The 22,601-nt window shown below is 40.2% G+C and carries 23 protein-coding genes; 10 read left to right on the top strand and 13 right to left on the bottom strand.

The features are described from left to right. Positions 1 to 14 precede the first annotated feature (14 nt). Complete coding sequence (gene alr / locus KO534_RS17920; RefSeq protein ID WP_215931702.1) at positions 15 to 1,112, bottom strand: alanine racemase; 1,098 nt, start codon at positions 1,110 to 1,112, stop codon at positions 15 to 17. 38 nt (positions 1,113 to 1,150) lie between these two features. Continuing rightward, entirely contained in the window at positions 1,151 to 2,020 is an 870-nt protein-coding gene (locus tag KO534_RS17925) for a D-amino acid aminotransferase (RefSeq protein WP_215931704.1), read from the bottom strand. A gap of 150 nt (positions 2,021 to 2,170) precedes the next feature. Here KO534_RS17925 and KO534_RS17930 point away from each other — a divergent pair, with 150 nt between their 5' ends. Beyond that, on the top strand, positions 2,171 to 3,019 hold the full coding sequence (locus tag KO534_RS17930; RefSeq protein ID WP_215931706.1) for a CvfB family protein: 849 nt from the start codon (positions 2,171 to 2,173) through the stop codon (positions 3,017 to 3,019). A gap of 7 nt (positions 3,020 to 3,026) precedes the next feature. Next, positions 3,027 to 3,419 carry an OsmC family protein gene (locus KO534_RS17935; RefSeq protein WP_215931708.1) on the top strand — a complete coding sequence of 131 codons (393 nt, stop codon included), beginning with the start codon at positions 3,027 to 3,029 and terminating at the stop codon, positions 3,417 to 3,419. A gap of 159 nt (positions 3,420 to 3,578) precedes the next feature. Here the strand turns inward: KO534_RS17935 and KO534_RS17940 are convergent, their stop codons facing one another. Both KO534_RS17940 and KO534_RS17945 read right to left on the bottom strand, forming a co-directional pair. Continuing rightward, positions 3,579 to 4,817, bottom strand: coding sequence for a cystathionine gamma-synthase family protein (locus KO534_RS17940; protein WP_215931710.1), 1,239 nt, complete (start codon positions 4,815 to 4,817; stop codon positions 3,579 to 3,581). Further along, positions 4,807 to 5,445 (bottom strand): 1-acyl-sn-glycerol-3-phosphate acyltransferase, encoded by a 639-nt coding sequence (locus tag KO534_RS17945; RefSeq protein WP_215931712.1) that lies wholly within the window; start codon positions 5,443 to 5,445, stop codon positions 4,807 to 4,809. The genes KO534_RS17940 and KO534_RS17945 overlap by 11 nt, the downstream gene beginning before the upstream one ends. A gap of 157 nt (positions 5,446 to 5,602) precedes the next feature. Here KO534_RS17945 and KO534_RS17950 point away from each other — a divergent pair, with 157 nt between their 5' ends. The 4 genes from KO534_RS17950 (at position 5,603) to KO534_RS17965 (ending at position 9,856) form a co-directional block, all read left to right on the top strand. Then, entirely contained in the window at positions 5,603 to 6,859 is a 1,257-nt protein-coding gene (locus tag KO534_RS17950) for a S1C family serine protease (RefSeq protein WP_215931714.1), read from the top strand. Next, entirely contained in the window at positions 6,850 to 7,806 is a 957-nt protein-coding gene (locus tag KO534_RS17955) for an FHA domain-containing protein (RefSeq protein ID WP_215931716.1), read from the top strand. Before KO534_RS17950 ends, KO534_RS17955 begins: the two co-directional genes overlap by 10 nt. Before the next feature lie 13 nt (positions 7,807 to 7,819). Next, entirely contained in the window at positions 7,820 to 8,581 is a 762-nt protein-coding gene (locus KO534_RS17960) for an NRDE family protein (protein WP_215931718.1), read from the top strand. Positions 8,582 to 8,665: 84 nt separating this feature from the next. Further along, positions 8,666 to 9,856, top strand: coding sequence for an aromatic amino acid transaminase (locus KO534_RS17965; protein WP_215931720.1), 1,191 nt, complete (start codon positions 8,666 to 8,668; stop codon positions 9,854 to 9,856). Between the two features lie 71 nt (positions 9,857 to 9,927). Here the strand turns inward: KO534_RS17965 and ihfA are convergent, their stop codons facing one another. From ihfA to KO534_RS17985, 4 genes are all read right to left on the bottom strand, one after another. Beyond that, positions 9,928 to 10,224: an integration host factor subunit alpha gene (gene ihfA / locus KO534_RS17970; RefSeq protein WP_215931722.1), complete on the bottom strand. Its 297-nt coding sequence runs from the start codon at positions 10,222 to 10,224 to the stop codon at positions 9,928 to 9,930. A 4-nt stretch (positions 10,225 to 10,228) separates the two neighbouring features. Next, positions 10,229 to 12,613 carry a phenylalanine--tRNA ligase subunit beta gene (pheT, locus tag KO534_RS17975; protein WP_215931724.1) on the bottom strand — a complete coding sequence of 795 codons (2,385 nt, stop codon included), beginning with the start codon at positions 12,611 to 12,613 and terminating at the stop codon, positions 10,229 to 10,231. Between the two features lie 14 nt (positions 12,614 to 12,627). Next, on the bottom strand, positions 12,628 to 13,608 hold the full coding sequence (gene pheS, locus KO534_RS17980) for a phenylalanine--tRNA ligase subunit alpha (RefSeq protein WP_215931726.1): 981 nt from the start codon (positions 13,606 to 13,608) through the stop codon (positions 12,628 to 12,630). A gap of 422 nt (positions 13,609 to 14,030) precedes the next feature. Then, entirely contained in the window at positions 14,031 to 15,002 is a 972-nt protein-coding gene (locus KO534_RS17985; RefSeq protein WP_215931728.1) for a helix-turn-helix domain-containing protein, read from the bottom strand. A gap of 89 nt (positions 15,003 to 15,091) precedes the next feature. Here KO534_RS17985 and KO534_RS17990 point away from each other — a divergent pair, with 89 nt between their 5' ends. Continuing rightward, positions 15,092 to 15,868 (top strand): MBL fold metallo-hydrolase, encoded by a 777-nt coding sequence (locus KO534_RS17990; RefSeq protein ID WP_215931730.1) that lies wholly within the window; start codon positions 15,092 to 15,094, stop codon positions 15,866 to 15,868. A 92-nt stretch (positions 15,869 to 15,960) separates the two neighbouring features. Here KO534_RS17990 and rplT read toward each other — a convergent pair whose 3' ends face one another. The 4 genes from rplT to thrS form a co-directional block, all read right to left on the bottom strand. Continuing rightward, positions 15,961 to 16,317: a 50S ribosomal protein L20 gene (rplT, locus tag KO534_RS17995; protein WP_007636426.1), complete on the bottom strand. Its 357-nt coding sequence runs from the start codon at positions 16,315 to 16,317 to the stop codon at positions 15,961 to 15,963. A 16-nt stretch (positions 16,318 to 16,333) separates the two neighbouring features. Continuing rightward, positions 16,334 to 16,531, bottom strand: a complete 198-nt coding sequence (rpmI, locus tag KO534_RS18000) for a 50S ribosomal protein L35 (protein ID WP_215931732.1) — start codon at positions 16,529 to 16,531, stop codon at positions 16,334 to 16,336. Between the two features lie 116 nt (positions 16,532 to 16,647). Beyond that, positions 16,648 to 17,175 carry a translation initiation factor IF-3 gene (infC, locus tag KO534_RS18005; protein ID WP_215931734.1) on the bottom strand — a complete coding sequence of 176 codons (528 nt, stop codon included), beginning with the start codon at positions 17,173 to 17,175 and terminating at the stop codon, positions 16,648 to 16,650. A 38-nt stretch (positions 17,176 to 17,213) separates the two neighbouring features. Then, entirely contained in the window at positions 17,214 to 19,127 is a 1,914-nt protein-coding gene (thrS, locus tag KO534_RS18010; RefSeq protein ID WP_215931736.1) for a threonine--tRNA ligase, read from the bottom strand. A gap of 180 nt (positions 19,128 to 19,307) precedes the next feature. On the opposite strand from thrS, the gene KO534_RS18015 reads away from it, so the two are divergent. Further along, positions 19,308 to 19,958: an START domain-containing protein gene (locus tag KO534_RS18015; RefSeq protein ID WP_215931738.1), complete on the top strand. Its 651-nt coding sequence runs from the start codon at positions 19,308 to 19,310 to the stop codon at positions 19,956 to 19,958. A gap of 28 nt (positions 19,959 to 19,986) precedes the next feature. Here the strand turns inward: KO534_RS18015 and KO534_RS18020 are convergent, their stop codons facing one another. Then, a complete protein-coding gene (locus tag KO534_RS18020; protein WP_215931740.1) occupies positions 19,987 to 20,676 on the bottom strand; it encodes a hypothetical protein in 690 nt (229 codons plus the stop codon). A 225-nt stretch (positions 20,677 to 20,901) separates the two neighbouring features. Here KO534_RS18020 and KO534_RS18025 point away from each other — a divergent pair, with 225 nt between their 5' ends. Both KO534_RS18025 and KO534_RS18030 read left to right on the top strand, forming a co-directional pair. Next, positions 20,902 to 21,762: a fructosamine kinase family protein gene (locus KO534_RS18025; RefSeq protein ID WP_215931742.1), complete on the top strand. Its 861-nt coding sequence runs from the start codon at positions 20,902 to 20,904 to the stop codon at positions 21,760 to 21,762. A 95-nt stretch (positions 21,763 to 21,857) separates the two neighbouring features. Then, positions 21,858 to 22,601: a pteridine reductase gene (locus KO534_RS18030; RefSeq protein ID WP_215931744.1), complete on the top strand. Its 744-nt coding sequence runs from the start codon at positions 21,858 to 21,860 to the stop codon at positions 22,599 to 22,601.

Raw genomic sequence — 22,601 nt, forward strand, 5'->3', positions numbered from 1 at the left:
CGTTTGGGATAGTATTAATGGACAAAATGCCTAGTGATACGCCTAGGCATGCGGGTTACCAATTCATAACCAGATGTGCCCGCCCAACTAGCGACTTCATTGGCTGATAACGCTTTGCCCCACAACTGCGCGGTGTCACCAATTTGAACATTGGTAAGTTCGGTAACATCAACACTAATCAAATCCATAGACACCCTGCCCGCCAATGGCGCTCGTTGATGATTAATTAACACAGGAGTTCCGGAAAGTGCCGTACGCGGATAGCCATCACCATACCCCACTGCTATGGTGGCAATAACTGAAGCACGTTGCGCCTTCCATGTGCAACCATAACCGACCGATTCGCCTGCTGACACTTCTCGCAATGCTATCACTTGTGATTCAAATGTCATGGCTGGGATAAGTTGATCGGCTTGCGCCTGGGGCACATCAAATGGGCTCACACCGTACAACATAATCCCTGGTCGATTCCAATCCAATCGAGCTTGCTGCCAAGCTAATAACCCAGCTGAGTTGGCCATGCTCAATGCCACTTTTTGTTCAGCTTTAGTTATTATTGGCTGAATACATTGTTCAAACTGTCGAATTTGTCTGGCTGTGTAGTTACCACTTAAATCATCAGCATATGCAAAATGTGTCATAAGAAGGATATTTTTAACCTTCTCCGATGCCTTTAATTTTTCGTAGGTAGATTCAACATCTTGTGTGGAAATCCCCAATCGGTGCATGCCAGTATCAATTTTTAACCAAACATTGATTGGCGCTACCAGTGTGGCGTTAAGCAAATGAGTTAATTGCAAATGGCTGTGTAGGACCAACTCACAATGATTATCGTAGGCAACATTTAATTCCTTTTTATCAAAACATCCTTCGAGTAACAAAATAGGCTTTATCAAACCATTTTCTCGCAAAACCAACGCTTCTTCGAGGCAAGACACAGCGAACATATCCACTTGTGACTCTAATGCTTTAGTCACTTCAACAGAACCGTGTCCATAGGCATCGGCTTTGACCACTGCTACTGTTTTAGAAGAAGGAGCAAGGGTTTGCGCAAAGCGACAATTGGCCTGAATAGCCGCTAAGTCAATGATGATTCTGGCAGGTCGAGACATAAAGGTTTTATATTCCAGTTATTATGCAGGGAGAGTGTTTAATAAAGGTACTTGTTCGCAGAATACAAGCTCTGCGCTTTTTGCCAAATATCCCCCACTTTTCCATTGCCTACTGGTTGGCCATCTAACTCCACTACAGGGGCAATTTCTTTGCTAGAACTGGTTATCCACAATTCATCCGCAGCACGAACTTCAGACATACTGAGCGCTCTTTCTTGCACTTGTAAAGTACCGTCTTTGCGTAAAATATTTAACAACATATGGCGAGTAATACCAGGAAGTATTTGGTTATCCAAAGGTGGCGTTAGCACTACATTGTTTTTAACCATAAACACATTGCAAGCGCTGGCTTCCGTCAATTCATTATGTTGATTAAATAAAATGGTTTCTTGGACTCCAGCATCCTGACCTTGCTGGAAATGCATCACGTTACCTAACAAAGATGTGGATTTTATTTGGCAACGTTTCCAGCGTAAATCCTCGGTACTGGTGACTTTATATTGTTTAACACCTTGTTTATCAGCTGTAGTGGCTGCCGGGATTTCAAAAGCATAGGCAAACACTGTAGGTTGGATATGCTCAGGATAAGCGTGAAATCGTTTAACATCCGTGCCACGACTTACATGAAAATACAATCCAAGATTACCTTTACCATTCGTTTCCATGAGCTTTGTGGCAATGTTACGCCAATCGCTGATGGTCATGTCTAAGTTAATGCCAATCGCATTTAGTCCGCTTTGCATACGTTCAATATGTAATCCAAAACCCACTAATTTACCGTTGTAAGACGGTACCACCTCATATATTCCGTCACCAAATAAAAACCCACGATCCATAGGAGAAATTTTTGCTTCAGACGCCGGTAAAAATTGACCATTTAAAAATACAATATTGTTAGTATCGTGCATATAACACCTATAAAAGAAGCAAAAAATAATGCTGCGATTATGCCATGAATAAATCCATGCATTTAACAAAAAATACATTGTTTTTATATTTCTTAATCTGTGGGTCAGTTACAATATGCATATAATTTCGTTACAGATAATCAGTCAAACATGCCGCAAGTTGGAAAGTTCAATACCCTAGAAGTCGTCAATGAAGTGCCATTTGGGTTTTATTTAGACGCAGCCGAAAAAGGTCAAATTTTACTACCGACTAAAAATGCGCCCTTAGGCTGTAAACTTGGCGATAAGGTGAACGCATTTATTTATCATGATAGTGATGATCGCCTTATCGCTACCATAAAACGCCCAAAAGTATTTGTTGACCATTGCGCTTATTTAAAAGTGGTCAGTATTACTAAAGTAGGCGCTTTTTTAGATTGGGGGTTAGAAAAGGACTTGTTAGTCCCGTTTAACGAACAAGATTATCCTATGTCTGAAGGCGTATCCTATGTGGTTTACGTCTTTTGCGATGAAGAAACGGGCAGATTAGCCGCATCCACTAAACTCAAAGATTTTTTGTATGAAGAATCATGTGAAGAAGGTGGAACATTTGAGGCTAAACAAGAAGTAGAACTATTGATATGTGCTAAAACAGACATGGGTTACAAGGCGATTATCAATGGTTCGCACCTTGGCTTATTATTTAAGGACGAGGTTTTTCAGCCTATTAAGGTAGGCCATTCGGTAAAAGGTTATATAAAGCGGATTCGCGAAGATGGCAAAATAGATTTATGTTTTCAATTTCATGATCCTTCATCGCGCAATGCCTTAGAAGAACAAATCATAGAAGACTTAATTGCTCACGAGGGTTTATCAACGTTAACCGATAAAAGTCCCGCGGATGAGATATCCAAACGTTTTAAAGTGAGCAAAAATGTCTATAAAAAGGCGCTTGGTTCGTTATTTAAGCAAAAACGTATACTACTAGACAAAACAAAAATCACGCTGGTTAAGAAGTAGAGGCAAAATGAAAGCAACAGTTAGTTGGCAAGAGAACCTAAGATTCAGCTGTAAAACAGAGACTGGACATACCCTAGACTTAGACGGTAACGGCAAAACTATGACTCCAATGGAATCTGTTTTGCTATCAGTAGGTGCCTGCTCCTCCATTGATGTGGTGGACATCCTAAAGAAATCCAGAAAACAAGTCGATGATTGTGTTTGCCAGCTTGAAGCCAAAAGAGCCGATGAGCCTCCCCGTTTTTTCACTGCTATCCATGCTCACTACATTGTTAAAGGCGACGGTTTGATAGAAAAAAATGTCGCCAGAGCCGTGCAGTTATCCGCTGAAAAATACTGCTCGGTAATGTTGATGCTGGCTGGAAATGTTGAAATTACCACAAGTTACGAACTGATCTAAGCAATAGGTCAATTTTTGATTTTATGCTATTTAACTTTGCGCTAGAGGTTATAGCCTTAGTTGTAAGTGGCTCAAATCTCGTCGAGCCACTTTCTCTGTTTTGAGCACCACTAGGGGTATTCTTACAAGAATAGCGCATACAATGTGCAGACAGACTGTTTAAAACTGCGCAAATGCCTGTTCAAAATCTGCGACTATGTCGTCTATATCCTCAATACCAATAGACATTCTAATCATGTTGTCATTAACGCGCATTTCTTGTCTTTCTTTAGCACTGCATTCGAAATAAATAGTCGAGGCAACGGGCAGTGCTAACGTACGGGTATCACCTAAATGCGTAGCACATATCACCAGCTTTAATGCATTTAAAAATTCAATAGGATCGATACCCTCCTCCAAATCTAAACTTAAAATACCACCATAAGCATTAAAATACTCTCTGGCTAAAAAATGCTGAGGATGATCAGACAAGCCTGGGTAATAGACTGCCGACACTTTTTCATGATTATGTAAATAAGAAGCCAAACGCATCGCGTTGTCGCATACTTTATTGGTACGTAATACTAGAGTTTCTAAACCAATTGAAATGGCATGGGCTGAGTCAGGAGACAAGGTTCCCCCCATGTCTCTCAGTCCTCTTTTTCTAATTTGCGTTAGCCCCCACTGAGATTTATCTGGCCCACGGTACATAGGTAATATGTTGTCGAATCCACTCCAATCAAATAAGCCTGTATCGACTACTGCTCCGCCTAATACGTTGCCGTGACCTGCAATATATTTGGTCAAAGAACTAATGGTTAGCGAGGCTAAAACTGAATTAGCGTCAAAAATGTTCGCTGGCGTCATAGTAGTGTCGACTAAAAATAACGCTTTTTTGGATTCGCATAGTTGACCAATTGCACCCAAGTCAGCCACTTGCGTAACAGGGTTAGCAATAGTTTCTAAATAAACCGCCTTAGTATTAACCTTAAATGCGGCTTTTACATTTTGAACATCAGTCACGTCTACAAAGCTCAGTTCAATACCTAATGTTTGCATGGTTTCCGCAAAACTACGGGTGTTACCAAACAAAAAATGACTCACAATTAGATGATCGCCGCTTTTGAACAAACTCAACATTGTAGCCGTAATGGCTGCCATACCTGTGGCAAAAGTGATCGCTCCTACTCCACCTTCTAAATGGGTCAAGATATTTTGCAATGCGAGGTTTGATCCTGAAGACGAGCGAGAATATACATGCCCTGCCTTTTTACCTTGAAAAACATCTACCAAACCCTGCGCATCTTTATATTCAAACAACACCGAATTATTAGTGGCCTGATGTACGGCACCACTTTCAGGTGAATTCAGTAACCTATCGGCATGCACCAAACGGGTGGTAAAACCTTTACTTTTCAATATCTATCTCCACGGAGGACGCTAATTTAGTGATCATTTTTTCGGGGTATTTACCATGTGCATTTTTAAAGTGCTGATAAATCTTATTGAGCTCATTTTGGGTATTGTCGCTTATATTATGCATTGGACCAAACTCGATAAGTTTTTTCTTATAATCAAAGGTTACCAAAAACACTGGTACATTAGCTTTGTAGGCTATATGTAAAAATCCAGTTTTCCAAGGTGATACTGGGCTACGAGTACCTTCTGGAGCAATGCACAACACCATGCTTTCAGCTTCCCTTATCTTGCTAGCCATGTCATCAACTACACCATGTTTGCTAGTGCGCTCCACAGGAATTCCGCCCCAACGTCGCAAAAGGCTGTCAAAAGGTGGCATAAAAAGACTATGTTTACCGAAAAAAGAAATCTTCAGGCGTAAATTGAACGCTACAGCAATACCAATCACAAAATCCCAATTAGAAGTATGTGGTGCAATAGCGATAATCATCTTTGAACAACAAGGAAATGTTCCTTGATAACGCCACCCCATTAATTTTAATACGCTGGCCCCTAACCATTGGCTAAATTTATTACCTATTCTAGGTACTTGATCACAAAGAATAGGAGTATTTACCTTATCAAGCATTTCATTCTTGGCTTATGCAATTTAAACTAGGCGAATGGTCGCTTATGTAAACTATTTTGTCGAGTGTAAACAAAATGTTAAGTGGCTGAACTTGTTTAAGCTGCTTGGGTGGTCATGAGTTGGCCCCATAATTTTAATTGTCATTGGAACCCAAATATTGAGAATTTTTATATTTATATTGTGTTTGTTGTGCTCGACTGCACATAGCCAACAAACGGCCCAAAATTTATTTGGCCAATATCGCACCGCCTTATATCAAATCAAAATAATAGAATTAGAGTCTGGTAACAAATCCTCCATTGGGTCTGGATTTCAAATAGACAAATCAGGGAATGTAGTCACTAACTACCATGTGGTTTCCGAGTATGTTTATAACCCCGATAAATACAGAATTGAATACTTAGCCCACGACGGCTCTGAGGGGCATCTGCAACTAGTTGATGTGGATGTGGTGAATGACTTAGCTTTGGTTAGAAAGGTTGCGCTTTCAAACCAAGAAAATGCTTTTCCCATAGCAGAATCATTACCGGAACAAGGCAGCGCCATTTTTTCGTTAGGCAATCCTCATGATCTGGGCATGATAGTTGTACCAGGTACGTTTAACGGGTTGAAGAAAAACAGTTTTTATCAACGAATCCATTTTACCGGTTCGATCAATCCCGGAATGAGCGGCGGTCCAGTTGTTAATCAACTCGGTGAAGTCATGGGTGTTAACGTAGCAACTGCAGGCAACCAGATTGGTTTTCTCATTCCCTTGGCAAAAATTCGAAATTTGTTGAAAAGCCAAGATGCCAAAATTTTAGAAAACAAACAGTTAAAACCTCGTATACAACAACAATTGTTAGCCAATCAAAGTCGGCTTTTTTCACTTTTGAACAATCATGATTGGGTTACCAGTGTATTAGGTGAAGCATTAATTCCTGCAAAAATTACTGATTTTATCTCTTGTTGGGGTGGCTCGAATACCAGTGATACGGAAGCATTGTATTTATCTGTAGAGAATCGTTGCCAGTTAGACGAGCAAATTTATCTGCACAATGGTTTACGCACAGGTGGTCTTGAAATTGAGTTTGAGTGGTTAGATGGCAAGTCATTAGGCGAACATCGCTTTTACAATTTTTATTCTCAAAGCATAACAGGGGCCGGAGCAGGTAATAAAGCCGCTAAGACAGATGTGACAAATTATCGATGTCAACAAGACAAGGTCACTAATATCAACGGCGTAACTAATAAAACAATATTATGTTTCAGGGCCTACAAAGAATTTGAACAACTCTACGACGTGTTATTTGTTGGAGCCACACTTGACCACAACCAACAAGGACTAATCAGTCACTATACATTAGCTGGAGTAAGCAAAGATTCTGCTTTGGTATTCACACAGAAATTTATGGACGCAATAGCATGGCAATAGTTTTAGAGCTTCTTTCCCGGAAAAACATTCCACTTAAACACTATAAATTTGAACAAGATTACGTGTGTGTTGGCCGTGACTTTAATAATGACTTACGATTAGACGACCCTTATATTTGCCCCAGCCATATGTTGGTTGCAATCGACCCTGAGTCTGGAAAATTAATAGTCAATGATTGTCAGTCCACTAATGGCATTAAAGTTAACAATAAATTCGTTAGGCAAGCGACCCTTAATTCACATGACGTCATAAAAATTGGTCGAACACGTCTCAGGATCATCGATACAAAAGTGCCCTTGGTCGAAGCAATTCCGTTAAGCGAATTAGAAGAAAACCTCAATTGGTTAAACCAGAGTTTTTTAGCGGTTTTTTTGTCCTTTGTTTGTTTGAGCTTTTTGTTACTTTCAAAGTATCTAGGCAGCGTACAAGAATTTAATTTGATTAAGGCACTTCCCTCTGAATTAGGGCAATTAGCGGCTTTTTGTATTTGGCCTTTGTGTTTTGCTATTTTAGCTAAGGTTGTCAAAAAAGAGAGCCATGTAGTCAGTCAGTTTAATCTAACCTTTTTGGTGATATTACTGGCCAATGCGTTGCTTCTAATACAGAAAATCGCCATATTTAATATTCACCCCGGCTCATGGTTCACCTGGTTAGAACTAACTATTTTTGCGTTAGTGGTAGGTGGGTTTATCTGGTTAAGCTTATTTATAGCATTCCACCAAACGACTCGAAGACGCAACATAATTACCGGCTCGATGACCTTTATAATACTTGCACCGATTTATGCGTTGGGCTTTTTGAATTCTGATGAATTTAATACTCGTCCCAGTTACAACCCGGTACTATTGCCGCCCGCTTACAATATGACTTCTTCTGTAACTACAGATAAATTTATTGAAGACGTTAACGACTTGTTTACCCAAGTTGATAAGTTAAAAGCTAAATAATCGCGAAGGGCGTATGTGTATTTTATTTGTCGCAGTTAATCAACATAAAGATTACCCTTTGATTATTGCGGCTAATCGTGACGAGTTTTTTAACAGACCAACGGCCGAGTCACATGAATGGGACCCCAAACAAGGAATAATCGCTGGCAAAGATTTGCAAGCCGGTGGCACTTGGATGGGAATCAATAAATTAGGGTACATAGCTTCACTCACTAATATTCGTGATCCTCAACGAATATCTGATGATGCGATTACACGCGGTGCATTGGTCACACAATTCCTTCAAAATCCCGATAAACAATATCAACAGAAATTGCGTTCTAGTAAGAATGACTATAACGGCTACAACTTACTATTTGGAAAATGGGATCAACTCGCTGTATACAATAATCATTTGGACCAAATACAACACTTAGAGGATGGTTATTACGGTTTATCCAATGCTAGTCTAAATAGTCCCTGGCCTAAAATTAATAAGGGCGTGAGTAAGTTAGAAGAGTATTGCCAAGATGGCCACGATATCAATCCTGAGATATTGTTTAGCTTATTATTGGACAAAAGTTTAGCTGCGGACGAAGATCTCCCACAAACAGGTATCCCCTTAGATTGGGAACGTCGCCTTTCTTCTATTTTTATTCTTGGTAAAGAGTACGGAACTCGCTCGTCTACTGTACTCAAAGTTGATAAACATCAGAATGTGTCTTGGCACGAACGTACCTATGACAACACGGCAAGTTGTACTTCCAGCCAGAGCTTTCATTTCAGTATAAATTAGTGCGAATTTGACTCGAATTTTGTTGTACCAATGGCATAATAAGAGCTTACTACCTACTCTGCATATTTATCATTAAGGAACATCATGTTTGAAGTACTGCCCCAGCTTCCTGCCGACCCAATTTTAGGATTGTCTACTGCATTTAAAGCCGATCCTAATCCACATAAAATTGATTTAGGTGTCGGTGTTTATAAAGACGAACAAGGTCACACACCTATTCTCAATTCGGTAGCTAAGGCGCAAACCATTCTTTTAGGTAAAGAAGACTCTAAAACCTATATTACACCACAGGGTGTTCAAGGTTATATCGACGGAATGTTACAGCTGATGTTAGGCAAAAACAGTCCCGTTTTACTAGCAGACCGTGTCGCAGCGGTTCAGGCTCCTGGTGGATGTGGCGCATTACGAATTTTATCTGAATTGATTAAACGTTGTGACGAAAACCTTACTGTTTGGGTCAGCGACCCTACTTGGGCTAACCATATCCCGTTAATTGGTAATGCGGGTTTAGCCATTCAAACCTACCCCTATTTTGACAAAAGCAACGCCAGTATTAATTTTGAAGCAATGGTTGAGTGCCTTGGTCAAGTTAAAAAAGGTGATGTAGTGTTACTACATGGTTGCTGCCATAACCCTACCGGAGCAGACCTGACTAAAGAACAGTGGCAAGTGGTATTAGAGCTTGCGCAAAAAACTGGCTTTATTCCTTTTGTGGATACCGCCTATCAAGGTTTTGGTGATGGTTTAGAAGAAGACGCTTATGGGATGCGTTTATTAGTCAACAACTTGCCTGAAGTCATTATTGCGGCATCTTGTTCGAAAAACTTTGGTTTATATCGTGAGCGCGTAGGCATAGCTGTAATGGTTACCGAAAACAGCACCACTCGCCAAGCAATTCAAACACAAATTCAATCCATTGCTCGAGGCATATACTCTATGCCTCCTTCATATGGTGGCGCCCTTGTAGACATTATTTTAAATGATGACACTTTACGACAAGAGTGGATGGCCGAAGTTGAAGCTATGCGCACCCGCATGCAAGATCTTCGTTCATTATTAGTTTCGAAAATGAATGAATATGGATCAACTAAAGATTTCGAATTTGTCAAAAAGCAAAAAGGCATGTTTTCGTTTTTATGTATCACGCCAGAACAAGTTCAAGCGGTACGTGACCAACATAGCGTGTATTTTGTTGGCTCTAGCCGTGTGAACATTGCTGGTATTAGCAAAGCTAACGTAGATACATTGGCCAAAGCACTAGTGTCTGTTCTTTAACACTACATACAGTTATCCATAAAAAAACCCGGGCTCTACCGGGTTTTTTTTATGTTTAAAAATGTGACTACTTAATCTGTAGGTTTTGAGTTTTCGACTCTACTTTTAAGCTTTTGACCGGGTCTAAATGTCACCACTCGTCTTGCCTTAATAGGAATGTCCTCACCGGTTTTTGGATTTCTACCGGGACGTTCATTTTTCTGTCTTAAATCAAAATTACCAAATCCAGATAATTTAACTTGTTCACCTGATTCTAACGCTTCACGCACTTCTTCGAAAAAAGTTTCGACCAAGTCCTTAGCATCACGCTTATTGATCCCAAGTTTCTCAAATAAATGTTCCGCCATTTCGGCTTTGGTTAACGCCATACCGTCAATCCCTCAAAGATGCTTCAAACTCTTGTGACAACTTGGCTAAAATACCGTCAACAGTTGCCTGAATATCGTTTTCTTGTAATGTCTTAGTTTTATCTTGCAAAATTAGTGAAATCGCGAGGCTTTTCTTTCCCTGTGCAATTCCCTTCCCTCTGTACACGTCGAACAAGTTTAGGCCAACTAATTGATTTGCGCCAAATTTTTCTATGCAACTCAAGATATCGCCAACTACTTTATCATCGTCTACTACGATTGCAATGTCACGTCGATTCGCAGGAAATTTTGAAATTTCTTGCGAAACAGGTAATTTTTTTAACCCAAAGGCGCTAATTTCCAATTCAAAGACAAAACTTCTTCCATTTAATCCAAGTGACTTTTCAAATTGTGGATGAACAGCACCCACATAACCTAGTGATCTATCACCAATTAAAACTTCAGCACATTGTCCAGGATGTAACGCACTATGACTTGAAGCGACAAAACGGTAACCTTCAACACCAGCGCAATTTAGAAGATTTTCAACATCAGTTTTCACATCGAAAAAATCTAAAGTTCGGGCTGAGTTATCCCAATTTTCATCTGCGACCAAACCACAAGCTACGCCACTAATTACCAGCTCTTGTTTTACACCTGTTTTTTCAGAGTTATCCGGAATAAAACGCAGACCTGATTCAAATAACCTTACTCGACCTTGTTGACGTTTTTGATTATAGGACACTGCCTGCAGTAGCCCCGTCCACAAACTCACCCGCATAGTCGACATTTCAGATGAAATGGGGTGTGGTAACCGCAAACCTTGAATATCAGGATACAATAACGATTGAATTTTTGGGTCGACAAAAGAATAAGTAATCGCTTCTTGGTAGTCACTTTCAAGCAAAGTATTTTTCAATTGATTTAATTGTACTTTTTGCTCTTGATGCTGCGACATTTTCAAACTTGCTACAGGAGCTGTATTTGGAATTTCATTGTATCCGTATACCCTAGCCACTTCTTCAATAAGATCTTCTTCGATACTTATGTCAAAACGATAAGGAGGTACACTGATTTGCCATAATTGGTTTTCAAACGATACTCCGAATCCTAATCGCTCGAAAATATCAGTGACTGTATCCGCAGAAATATCGACACCTAGTACTTTAGACAATCGACTCTGTCTCAAGCTAACATTGCACTCTTTAGGTATTAATCCTGTATCTATTGCTTCAATTACAGGCCCAGCTTCACCGCCAACAATATCTAATAACAGTTGCGTAGCTCGCTGCATGGCAACCTGTTGCAGCTGAGGGTCAACACCACGCTCATAGCGATGTGAAGCGTCTGTGTGTAATCCATACTGACGAGCTTTACCCATAATAGCGTCAGGCGCGAAAAAAGCGCTTTCAAGGAATATGTCTTTACTGTCTTTAGTGACACCGGATTCTAATCCACCAAAGATACCGGCCATGGCAAGTGGCTTAAGGGTATCGGCGATGACTAAGGTGTCACTTTGTAATGCCACTTCATTACCGTCCAATAGCGTTAGTTTCTCGTCTTTCTTTGCAAAACGTACGACTACATCACCTTCAAGTTTATTGTTGTCAAACGCATGCATAGGATGCCCAAGCTCTAACAACACGAAATTAGTAATATCAACGACAGGATCAATGCTTCTAACCCCTGAACGTCGCAGTTTTTCAACCATCCATAGAGGCGTCGCAACGTCTAAATTAATATTCTTGATAACCCGACCTAAATAACGCGGACACGCTTCAGGGGCTTGCAATTGAATGTTTCGAGAATCACTGATTTGTTCTGACACTTCTGGTATTTGCAATGCATTGACTGAACATTGATTAAGCACACCTACTTCTCTGGCTAGGCCTTTAATGCCTAAGCAGTCCGCTCGGTTCGGTGTTAAGTCGACTTCGATAGTGACATCGTCAAGTTGTAAATACTCGCGAATATCCTGACCAATTTCAGCATCTAAAGGAAGCTCTAAAATGCCATCATGATCATCTGATATACCTAGTTCAGAAAAACTACACAACATCCCAAATGAAGGCTGGCCACGTAGTTTCGCTTTTTTGATTTTAAAATTGCCGGGTAATACTGCACCAACTTTAGCGACCGCTACTTTTAAACCTTGACGGCAATTAGGTGCACCACAAACGATATCTAGAAGTGCTTCGTCGCCTACATTAACTTTGGTCACTTGCAATTTATCGGCATCAGGGTGTTGGCCACACTCGACCACTTCGCCCACTACCACTCCAGAAAATTCGCCAGCAACCGCTTCTACACCATCAACTTCTAAACCGGCCATGCTTAATTGTTCACTAAGCTCATCTGTTGACACAGACGGATTGACCCATTCTCTTAACCACTTTTCACTAAATTTCATATTTCTGACTCGACCTAATTAAATTGCTTAAGGAAACGAAGATCGTTCTCAAAGAAGGCACGTAAATCGTTCACTTCGTAACGCAACATAGTTAAGCGCTCTACTCCCATTCCAAAGGCAAAACCTGTGTAGATTTCCGGATCGATATTGACGGCCTTAAGTACATTAGGATGCACCATGCCGCAACCTAACACCTCTAACCATTTACCATTTTTACCCATAACATCAACTTCTGCAGATGGCTCAGTAAAAGGAAAATACGAAGGTCTAAAGCGAACTTGTAAGTCTTGTTCAAAAAAGTTATTTAAAAAATCATGCAAAATGCCTTTTAACTCAGCAAAGCTCACGTTTTTATCAACCATCAAACCTTCTACTTGATGAAACATAGGGGTATGAGTTTGATCGTAATCGTTACGGTATACACGACCAGGTGAAATAATTCGAAGAGGAGGCTGTTCAACTTCCATGGTGCGAATTTGCACACCAGAGGTTTGGGTACGTAACATCACATCGGGATTAAAATAAAACGTATCATGATCAGCGCGAGCTGGATGATTAGCCGGGATATTTAACGCGTCGAAGTTATGAAAACCGTCTTCCACTTCCGGACCGGTTTTGACACTAAAACCAAGTTCGTTGAAAAAGCTCTCGATACGATTAATAGTGCGTGTGACAGGGTGCAAACCACCTCGACTCTGGCCGCGGCCCGGTAAAGTGACATCAATAGTCTCGCCAGCCAGCTTTTTATTGAGCTCTTGAGTCTGCAGAAACTGCCCTCTCGCATGGATCAACTTTTGAATTTGTTGCTTGGCCAGATTGATTTTTTGACCCGCAGCTGGGCGTTCTTCATTAGATAACTTACCTAAACCTTTAAGTAACTCTGTCATCCGCCCTTTTTTGCCCATAAAATCAACTCGCACAGCATCAAGTATATTGACGTCTTCTGCGGCATTAATTTGCGCTTCTGCTTCACTAATTATGGCATCTAGATCCATAGTGTCCCCGAATTTGGATTAAAAATATGGCCTTTATTCAATAACTTGATTTAAGTCTAAGGCTATTTAAAAATAGCCGGCAATTCTACACGAAAGCGGCACTTTGAGGCTAGACACAATTGCGACAAAGTTGCTTTATTTAGCAACAATCTTTACGAAATAATAAAATATCCACTTTTTTCATGGGATTCGTCATCGGTAAGTAATTTAAATCATTAAAGAGTGAGGATATAGATTTAGATTGTGTAAGGCCAAAACTTGAAACAATCAATTTTCATTTCAACCAAAATGGCCAACGGCCTCATCAATTCTGGTCTAAAAAGCAGCCAGCCTGTGCGTTGAGGAAATAACAAAGAACGTCTCCTTACTTGAAGCGTGTTCCCAACACAAAACAAATAAATTACGACAGGTGAACAACACAACTAATCCACAAAGTATCGAGTAAATTGAGCAGGCGTATAGCCAGTCGTTTCCTTAAAGATTCGCCTAAAAGAACTTTCATCTAAGTAGCCCAACTTAAAACACACTTGTTTGACAGGAAAGCGATTTAGTCGCAGTAGATTACAAGCTTGTTGTATTTTTACTTTTCGCATAAAGGTCGCACATGACAATCCACTAAGGGCCGTGATTTTTCTGGCTAATGTACGTTTCGACATATTTGTAGCAATGGCCAAATTCTCTACTTTTAGCTCACTTGCTTGGGAGTTTTCGACCCATCGAAAAACTTTCGCCATCAAGGGACCATTGGATTTAATTATTTGTAACTCTTGCATAGGTAAAGGTTTTTTAATTGGACGCGGTAGTACCATTAAATCTGTCAGTTCATCTAATATTTCAGCACCACAATGTTGCTGAATGAGGTAATTGGCAATTGGTAAATACCCCTGTACGCCAGACGCCGTTATTGTTTGACTGCTTTTGACAAAGGTATCCGCAAAACGCCAATCCACCTCTTTGTAAGTATCACAAAGATACTCACTTAGCCACCAAGTAGCCGTCGCCGTTTTTCCAACCAACCTACCAGACGCTGCTAATAATGTGACTGCAGTACAATAAGCATAAATTTCCAATTGTTGCTCTAATCGGCTTAAAGTGAGAATCAACGGTTTGTTGTTTTGTTGGAACTGATACACATCATTAATTGATTGAGTCCAAAAGCCTGGGATCAGCAATGCGTCTAAATTCGCTGTAGCAATATCATTGAGGGTGAACATAGTTAAGTTACTCAGATGACCCAGCGTAAGCTCAACATCTAGGCCTTCATGAGACACAAATACACACTCAAAATACGGCTTATTTATTCTTTTATTCGCAGCTTCAAGTAATTCTGAAAACCCTAAGGTCCCAGAAGCAAGACAATTGTCGTAGACGAATACTCCCACTCTAAATGGCAACTTTTACACTCTTAATGTCATTTTTTGCCATTATATTCAAACAATGCCTTATTTACTATATCGAGGACATTTAATTACGCGAGACTAATATGAAAGTTCATCAAATACGCAATGCAACAATAATCATCGAATACCAAAATCTGTGTTTATTGGTAGACCCCATGCTAGCAGAAAAAGGAAAGATCCCATCGCTGCGTTATCTAACACCAAATAAACGCCGTAATCCCTTAGTAGATTTGCCATCTAATACAACATCTTTATTGAATGGGGTAACACACTGTTTAATCACACATTGTCAAAAAGGGCATTTCGATCATTTGGATCGCGCTGGAGGAAAGTGGATAAAATCAAATAACATTCCTGTTTTATGCTCTGAACAAGATTCCGCATTTTTAAGTAAAAGATCATTTGAAACTCATGAATTAAAAATCCACAACCTAAACACATTGAAAAATGGCAATATCGAGCTTGTAAGCTGCCTTCACGGGACTGGCGTTGTCGGTAAACTAATGGCACATGGCGTCGGATATTTTATTAACATGCCAAATGAACCAAGTATTTATATTACAGGCGATACGATTCTCACTCCTCATATAGTTAATTTCGTAAAAGAAAAACAACCAGATATTATTGTTGCGCCTGCTGGCGGGGCAAAGTTCGATCTAGGTGGTGAGGTAATAATGAATGAAGAAGAAGCAATACAATTAGCTTTAGCGTCAGATGGAAAATTTATCGCCAATCATCTTGAGGCTTTGGACCACTGCCCTGTGACAAGAAAAGACTTACGCGCTCTGGCAACATTAAATAAACTGAACCATAGATTCTATATCCCTAAAGATGGTGAAACGTTAGAGTTTATTAATTAATGGAATAAAAAACACAAAGAAAAACGGCGAGCATCATGCTCGCCGTTTCCTGAAAGAACTTAAAACTGTTTGTTAAAAAAATTAGCTAAAAATTAAGCTAATGCACCTTTAGCTGCATTTACTAATGCAACAAATGCGTTTTTGTCATGTACCGCTATGTCGGCTAAAATCTTACGATCGATTTCAACAGAGGCTTTCTTCAAACCATTGATGAAACGGCTGTAAGACAAACCATTTTGACGTGAAGCAGCATTTATACGAGCAATCCATAACTGACGGAATGTACGTTTTTTGTTGCGACGGTCACGGTATGCATATTGACCAGCTTTTGTTACTGCTTGAACAGCAACGCGATAAACTCGACTACGAGCTCCATAATAACCTTTGGCTTGTTTTAGTACCTTTTTATGTCGGGCACGTGCAACAACACCACGTTTTACTCTTGCCATTTTTTAGTCTCCTGTCTTAAACGTAAGGTAACATGCGTTGGATCAACGCAGTGTCGGCCACATGGACCAATTTTTTGCCACGTAAGTGACGTTTACGCTTAGAACTCTTCTTGGTCAATATGTGACGCAAGTGAGACTGTTTGCTCTTGAAGCGACCAGAAGCAGTTTTAATAAAACGCTTCCCAGCTCCACTGTGTGATTTCATTTTAGGCATTGCTAAAACTCCGCATTGTTAATAACTCTTCGTGTTGCAGACACTCAAAGTTTAAGTTACATGTTTAGCAGCAAGGTGAGAACGGGTGCAGACTCCGAACTACTTGTAGACCTTAACTACTTCTTAATTGGGGCAAGTACCATGATCATCTGACGACCCTCTACCCTATGAGGGAAAGATTCGCAGTTGGCAATGTCTTCTAAATCCGCGCGAACGCGTTTAAGTTGTTCAATGCCAATTTCTTGGTGTGCCATTTCACGTCCACGAAAACGTATCGTTACTTTGGCCTTGTCTCCCGCTTCTAGAAAGCGACGCAGGTTGCGCAGTTTTACCTGGTAATCGCCTTCATCAGTGCCAGGGCGAAATTTAATCTCCTTGACCTGAATTTGCTTCTGTTTTTTCTTTTGCTCTTTAAGTGTCTTGCTTTTTTCAAACAAGAACTTGCCGTAATCCATTACTTTACATACTGGCGGCTCAGCATTAGGGCTAATTTCAACCAAGTCTAAATTGGCTTGTTCGGCAACATCCATGGCTTCACTGATAGACACTACGCCTAACGGCTCCCCCTCTTTTCCTACCAAACGTACTTCATTTAAAGTAATTTCTTCATTGATCCGAGCTTTATTCGAATCTTTAGCCTTCATGTTAGCGCTTTTAATATGTTATTCCTCCGCAAAATTAATCAGATATGTTTGTTGTCAACTTCTAACATGGCTTTGTCAATAAACGCGTCTATCGACATTTTTCCGAGGTCATCGCCGTTACGTGAACGTACTGCAATTTCCCCACTTTCCATCTCTTTATCGCCAACAACAAGCAAATATGGGACACGCCTAAGCGTGTGCTCGCGGATCTTAAAGCCTATTTTCTCATTTCTCAAGTCCGACTTTGCTCTAAGACCACTTTTTTGCAACTTTTCTAGCACTTTTTGCGAATAATCTGCTTGTTTATCGGTAATATTCATAATAACCGCTTGGGTAGGTGCTAACCAAAGTGGGAAAAAGCCCGAATACTCTTCAATTAAGATCCCAATAAAGCGCTCTAAAGATCCTAAAATCGCTCTGTGGATCATCACCGGTACTTTACGTTCACCATCTTCAGCGACATAAGTTGAACCTAAACGTCCAGGCATAGAGAAATCCAGTTGCACGGTGCCACATTGCCAAGCTCTATCTAAACAATCATGTAAGGTAAATTCGATTTTAGGTCCGTAAAAGGCACCTTCGCCTGGCAAGTATTGAAATTCAATGCCTTTAGACGTGAGTGCTTCGGCGAGTTCTTTTTCTGCTTTATCCCAAGTCTCATCACTACCCACTCGTTTTTCAGGACGGGTAGACAATTTGACTGAAATCGCGTCGAAACCAAATATTTTGTAAATTTCATAAACCGAATCAATACATCCGCCAACTTCAGCTAAAATTTGCTCTTCGGTACAGAAGATATGCGCATCATCTTGAGTAAAACCACGCACTCGCATCAAACCGTGCAACGCACCAGAAGGTTCATTACGGTGACAACAGCCAAATTCAGCCATACGTAAAGGTAAATCACGATAAGATTTTAGGCCCTGATTAAATATCTGTACGTGGCCTGGGCAGTTCATTGGTTTAACCGCATATTCACGCTTTTCAGAAGTAGTCGTAAACATGTTTTCGGCGTACTTATCCCAATGCCCTGATTTTTCCCAAAGTGTACGATCCATCATTAATGGACCTTTTACTTCACCGTAACCATATTTACGCAGTTTCGAGCGAACAAACTTTTCAAGTTCAGTGTAAATAGTCCAACCCGCATCATGCCAAAACACCATTCCGGGCGCTTCATCCTGAAAATGGAATAAATCTAGCGCTTTACCAATTTTACGGTGATCACGCTTTTCAGCTTCTTCTAATCGATTCAAATAGGCTTTAAGTTGCTTTTTATCGGCCCAAGCGGTTCCATAAATTCGTTGCAACATTTTGTTGTCGCTGTCACCACGCCAATAGGCACCGGCTACTTTCATTAATTTGAAGTGCTGGCAAAACTTCATGTTTGGCACATGAGGTCCGCGACACATGTCTGTATATTCTTCATGATGGTATAAAGCAGGTTTATCGTCTTTAGCGATGTTTTCATCAAGAATTTGAATTTTGTAAGTCTCTCCTCGAGCCTCGAAGGTGTCTCTGGCTTCTTGCCAAGTCACCACTTTTTTAACCACATCGTAATTAGTTTTGGCTAGCTGCAACATACGCTTTTCGATTTGCACAAGATCTTCATCATTTAATGAATGTTCCATGTCAATGTCGTAATAAAAGCCGTTGTCGATGGTAGGACCAATTGCCATTTTCACATCTGGATACAGTTGCTTAATGGCATGACCGATTAGGTGAGCACAAGAGTGACGGATAATTTCTAAACCATCTTCATCTTTGGCGGTTATTATTTGCACCATTGCATCGTTTTCAATTAGATCATGAGCATCTACGCGCACACCATCTACTTTGCCAGCTATGGTGGCTTTTGCTAAACCAGGACCAATATCAGTGGCGATATCAAAAACTGAAACTGCATTTTCAAATTGGCGTTGGCTGCCATCGGGAAGAGTAATTACGGGCATATCAAAATCCTTATGCAGTGGTGACACCTACCAAGCGCCACATGCGAATGTTTAGAGTCGGTTCTACTTACATGAACCTATAAATAAAAATAAAAAACACCCAAAAAAGGGTGCTTTGAAAAAAGATGCTCTGCTACCATCAGAACAATAACGGGTATTATAACGAATTAAGGTTTAGTGATGCAACGCAAAGCAACAAAAACTACTATTATCATTGCGGTTTTATCAGGTTTTTTTCTCAGTTTTGCAAGCAGAGCAAACGATTGGGAACTTGAAAAACAACAAAATGCAGTCAGTATTTACAGCAAGTCAACTGATTCTGGTTACAAAGAGATCAAAGTTACCACCACAGTCGAATCCAATCCTCACGCATTGATTGCCTTATTTAATGATGTGTCATTTTCTTCGCAGTGGATCCATAACTGTATTGAAGTAGAGACATTACAAGAGGTGTCTCCTTCGCAACGTTTGGTGAATACATTTTTTGAGGCTCCATGGCCTGTAAAAGACCGCGATATGGTTACCCTATCAACCATTACTACTTCGAAGCTCGCGGTTCAAATAGAAATATCAGATAGAAGTGATGCAATCCCTCAACATGATAAATTTGTGCGCATGCAAAACATGCATGGATTATGGGAAGCAGTTTCATTGGAAGAAGGAAAAAGCGAAATCACCTACACTGGAGGTGGCAATCCTGGTGGCAACCTACCCACTTTTATCGCCAATAAAGAATTGATTACCTCTATGTTTAATACCTTTCAAAACTTAAGAAAAGTGATTGTACTAGAACAATTCCAACCACTAGTCTCCTCTGCCTCTGTTGAATAACAAACGGGGAAATAGTCAAAGCCCCCTTCTAATGAGACCTTTTCTTAAAATCTTGGGTTTCAAAATAAACGGATTTAAGCGAACCACACACGTCCAATAAAGCGTTCAAGTCTTTATCTTCGGGCACGAGTGTCTTGGTATTTATCGTCTTTGGGCAGCTGCTAGCGTCTGCCAACATAAGAATATGATCAAAGCTTGGCGCGCTTTGAATTTGATAGACCAACAGACTGCCACCATTGTCCAATGCTACAGCGTCATATTTTTTTTCAACACTGGCCGGAGATATATCTTCTAACATTCGTAAGTACACTTGTTTACTTAGAATGATTTCAATATCTTTAAATTGTAAACTGCCTTCTCGCTCAAAATGACCATTGTAAACATCAACGTTTACAGATATCGCTTCACCATTAATCAGCCTTTGAAGATCAAATAACTCTGGTTTCACCGTTACCATGTCAGTATTTTTAACCAGTTTAAGCAGCGAATCATGTTGCGTTTCAATTTGATAGATAATTTGCGCGTTGTGGGGTTTTCTATACAGTGGCATATGAGATGCGTAAAGGTTTCTCCCATGATTAAATAATACCATGCCATGAATGCCCACATATCCGTGATCTAATGGTTCTAAGTGAGTCGGTTTGTGCTCTTTCGTAAGTACACTAGTAGGTAACACAAATAACAAGACCAATACATTTAATATTGCAAAACGAACCATCGCAAACCTCTAACGCTTATAAAGCCCGCAATCATACTTATTTTGTTCACTAAGGAGAATCATTAACCTCATAGATTCCATTGATATTGGAAGAAATACACCACGCGAAACACAGTGGTTAATTACTGATTAATATAATAACGTCTTGATAGAGAACTTAATCAACCATACAAGTTCAATACTTACACCATAATTAGCTGATAACACGTCTTAAAAGGTTTGAACATGTGGCACTTTATCAGTGAACAAATTAGCGAAAGTATTCAACAAGAATTTATATGTGACGATATTCGTGAAGTTAAGGCTGGAGATAGTCACAAAGCCTATAAAATATCAGACGGAAAACAGCGTTTCTTTGTCAAGACCAATGAAAAATTTCAACTGTCTAACTTTGAGTCCGAACGGGAAGGATTGGAGCACATAAGCCAAACCCAACTATTCAAGGTACCCAAAGTGATTTGTTCGGGATTAGTGTCAAACCATAGTTATCTAGTCTTAGAATACATCACTATCACTCAAGGTGACGATCCAAGCTGGTTTCATTTTGGTCAAGCTTTGGCAAAATTACATCACAATCACACTCAACAAATGTATGGATGGCAAGAAGATAATTTCATTGGATTAACACCGCAGCCCAACCTTTGGCAAAAAAAATGGAATTGCTTTTTTGCTGAACAACGCATTGGATTTATGCTGCAGTTGTTGTCTGAGAAAGGCATTGTTCTAGCTAATATCGAAAGCGCAGTGGGCTCTGTTAAACACTTGCTCTTAGGTCATAAACCCAAAGCATCTATGCTCCATGGTGACCTGTGGCAAGGTAACACGGGTTTTCATTCAAATCAGCCAGTCATTTACGACCCAGCTTTCTATTTTGGAGATCGAGAAACTGATCTAGCCATGACCGAATTATTTGGACGTTTTCCAGAGAGCTTTTACCAAGGCTATGCAGACATCTGGCCTTTAGACGAGGGCTATCACTATCGAAAACCTATTTATCAACTATACCATGTATTAAATCATGCGTTACTTTTTGGAGGGCACTACATTGATAGCGCAAAAATCACTTTAAAAAATCTAGACAGCTAAATTACCAAACTTTTAGGTTTCCTTTTCGCCCAGCTCTATTTTTTAAGTGCTTTCTTTTATATCCTTGACTTTTGATACTTTAAGTTACTAAGAAAATGGAAAACAAAGTCACCCTCATTACTGGCGGGGCCAAACGAATTGGCGCACATACCGCAAAATATCTACATACATTTGGTTCTAACATTGTGATTCACTGCAACGAATCACGAATGGAAGCAGAAAAATTGTGTAGTGAACTCAATCAAATCAGAGCAAAATCCGCAATGTTGGTGCAAGGTGACCTTTCTGATATGTCCAACATTGAACGTGTAGGACAACAAGCTATAGATTCATTTGGGCGTTTAGATGTATTAATTAACAACGCCTCGTCATTTTATGCCACTCCTTTTGGCACAATAACCAGCAACGACTGGCAAAGCTTAGTCGGCAGCAATATGCAAGGCCCATTGTTTTTATCTCAATATTGTACCCAAGCGTTGACCCAAAACAGCGGCGTAATCATTAATATGGTGGATATCCATGCCTTTAGTCCATTAAAAGACCATACCCTTTACTGTATGGCAAAAGCGGCGTTAGTCACCATGACACAATCTTTAGCGTTAGAGCTCGCCCCTGAAATACGTGTTAATGGTGTCGCTCCAGGCGCTATTTTATGGCCAGAGATGCAAATTAACGAAGAGGATAAACAGCAAATCCTTAGCCAAGTACCAGCACAGCGCTTAGGAACAATGCATGAAATCGCTCATACAATAAAATATCTCATCGAAGCTACGTACGTATCAGGGCAAATCATAGCGGTTGATGGAGGACGCAGCATTTCTTCTTATACCAAAGGCTAA

It is taken from the genome of Paraglaciecola arctica (assembly GCF_018861065.1).
GTDB classification, from domain to species: Bacteria; Pseudomonadota; Gammaproteobacteria; order Enterobacterales; family Alteromonadaceae; genus Paraglaciecola; species Paraglaciecola arctica_B.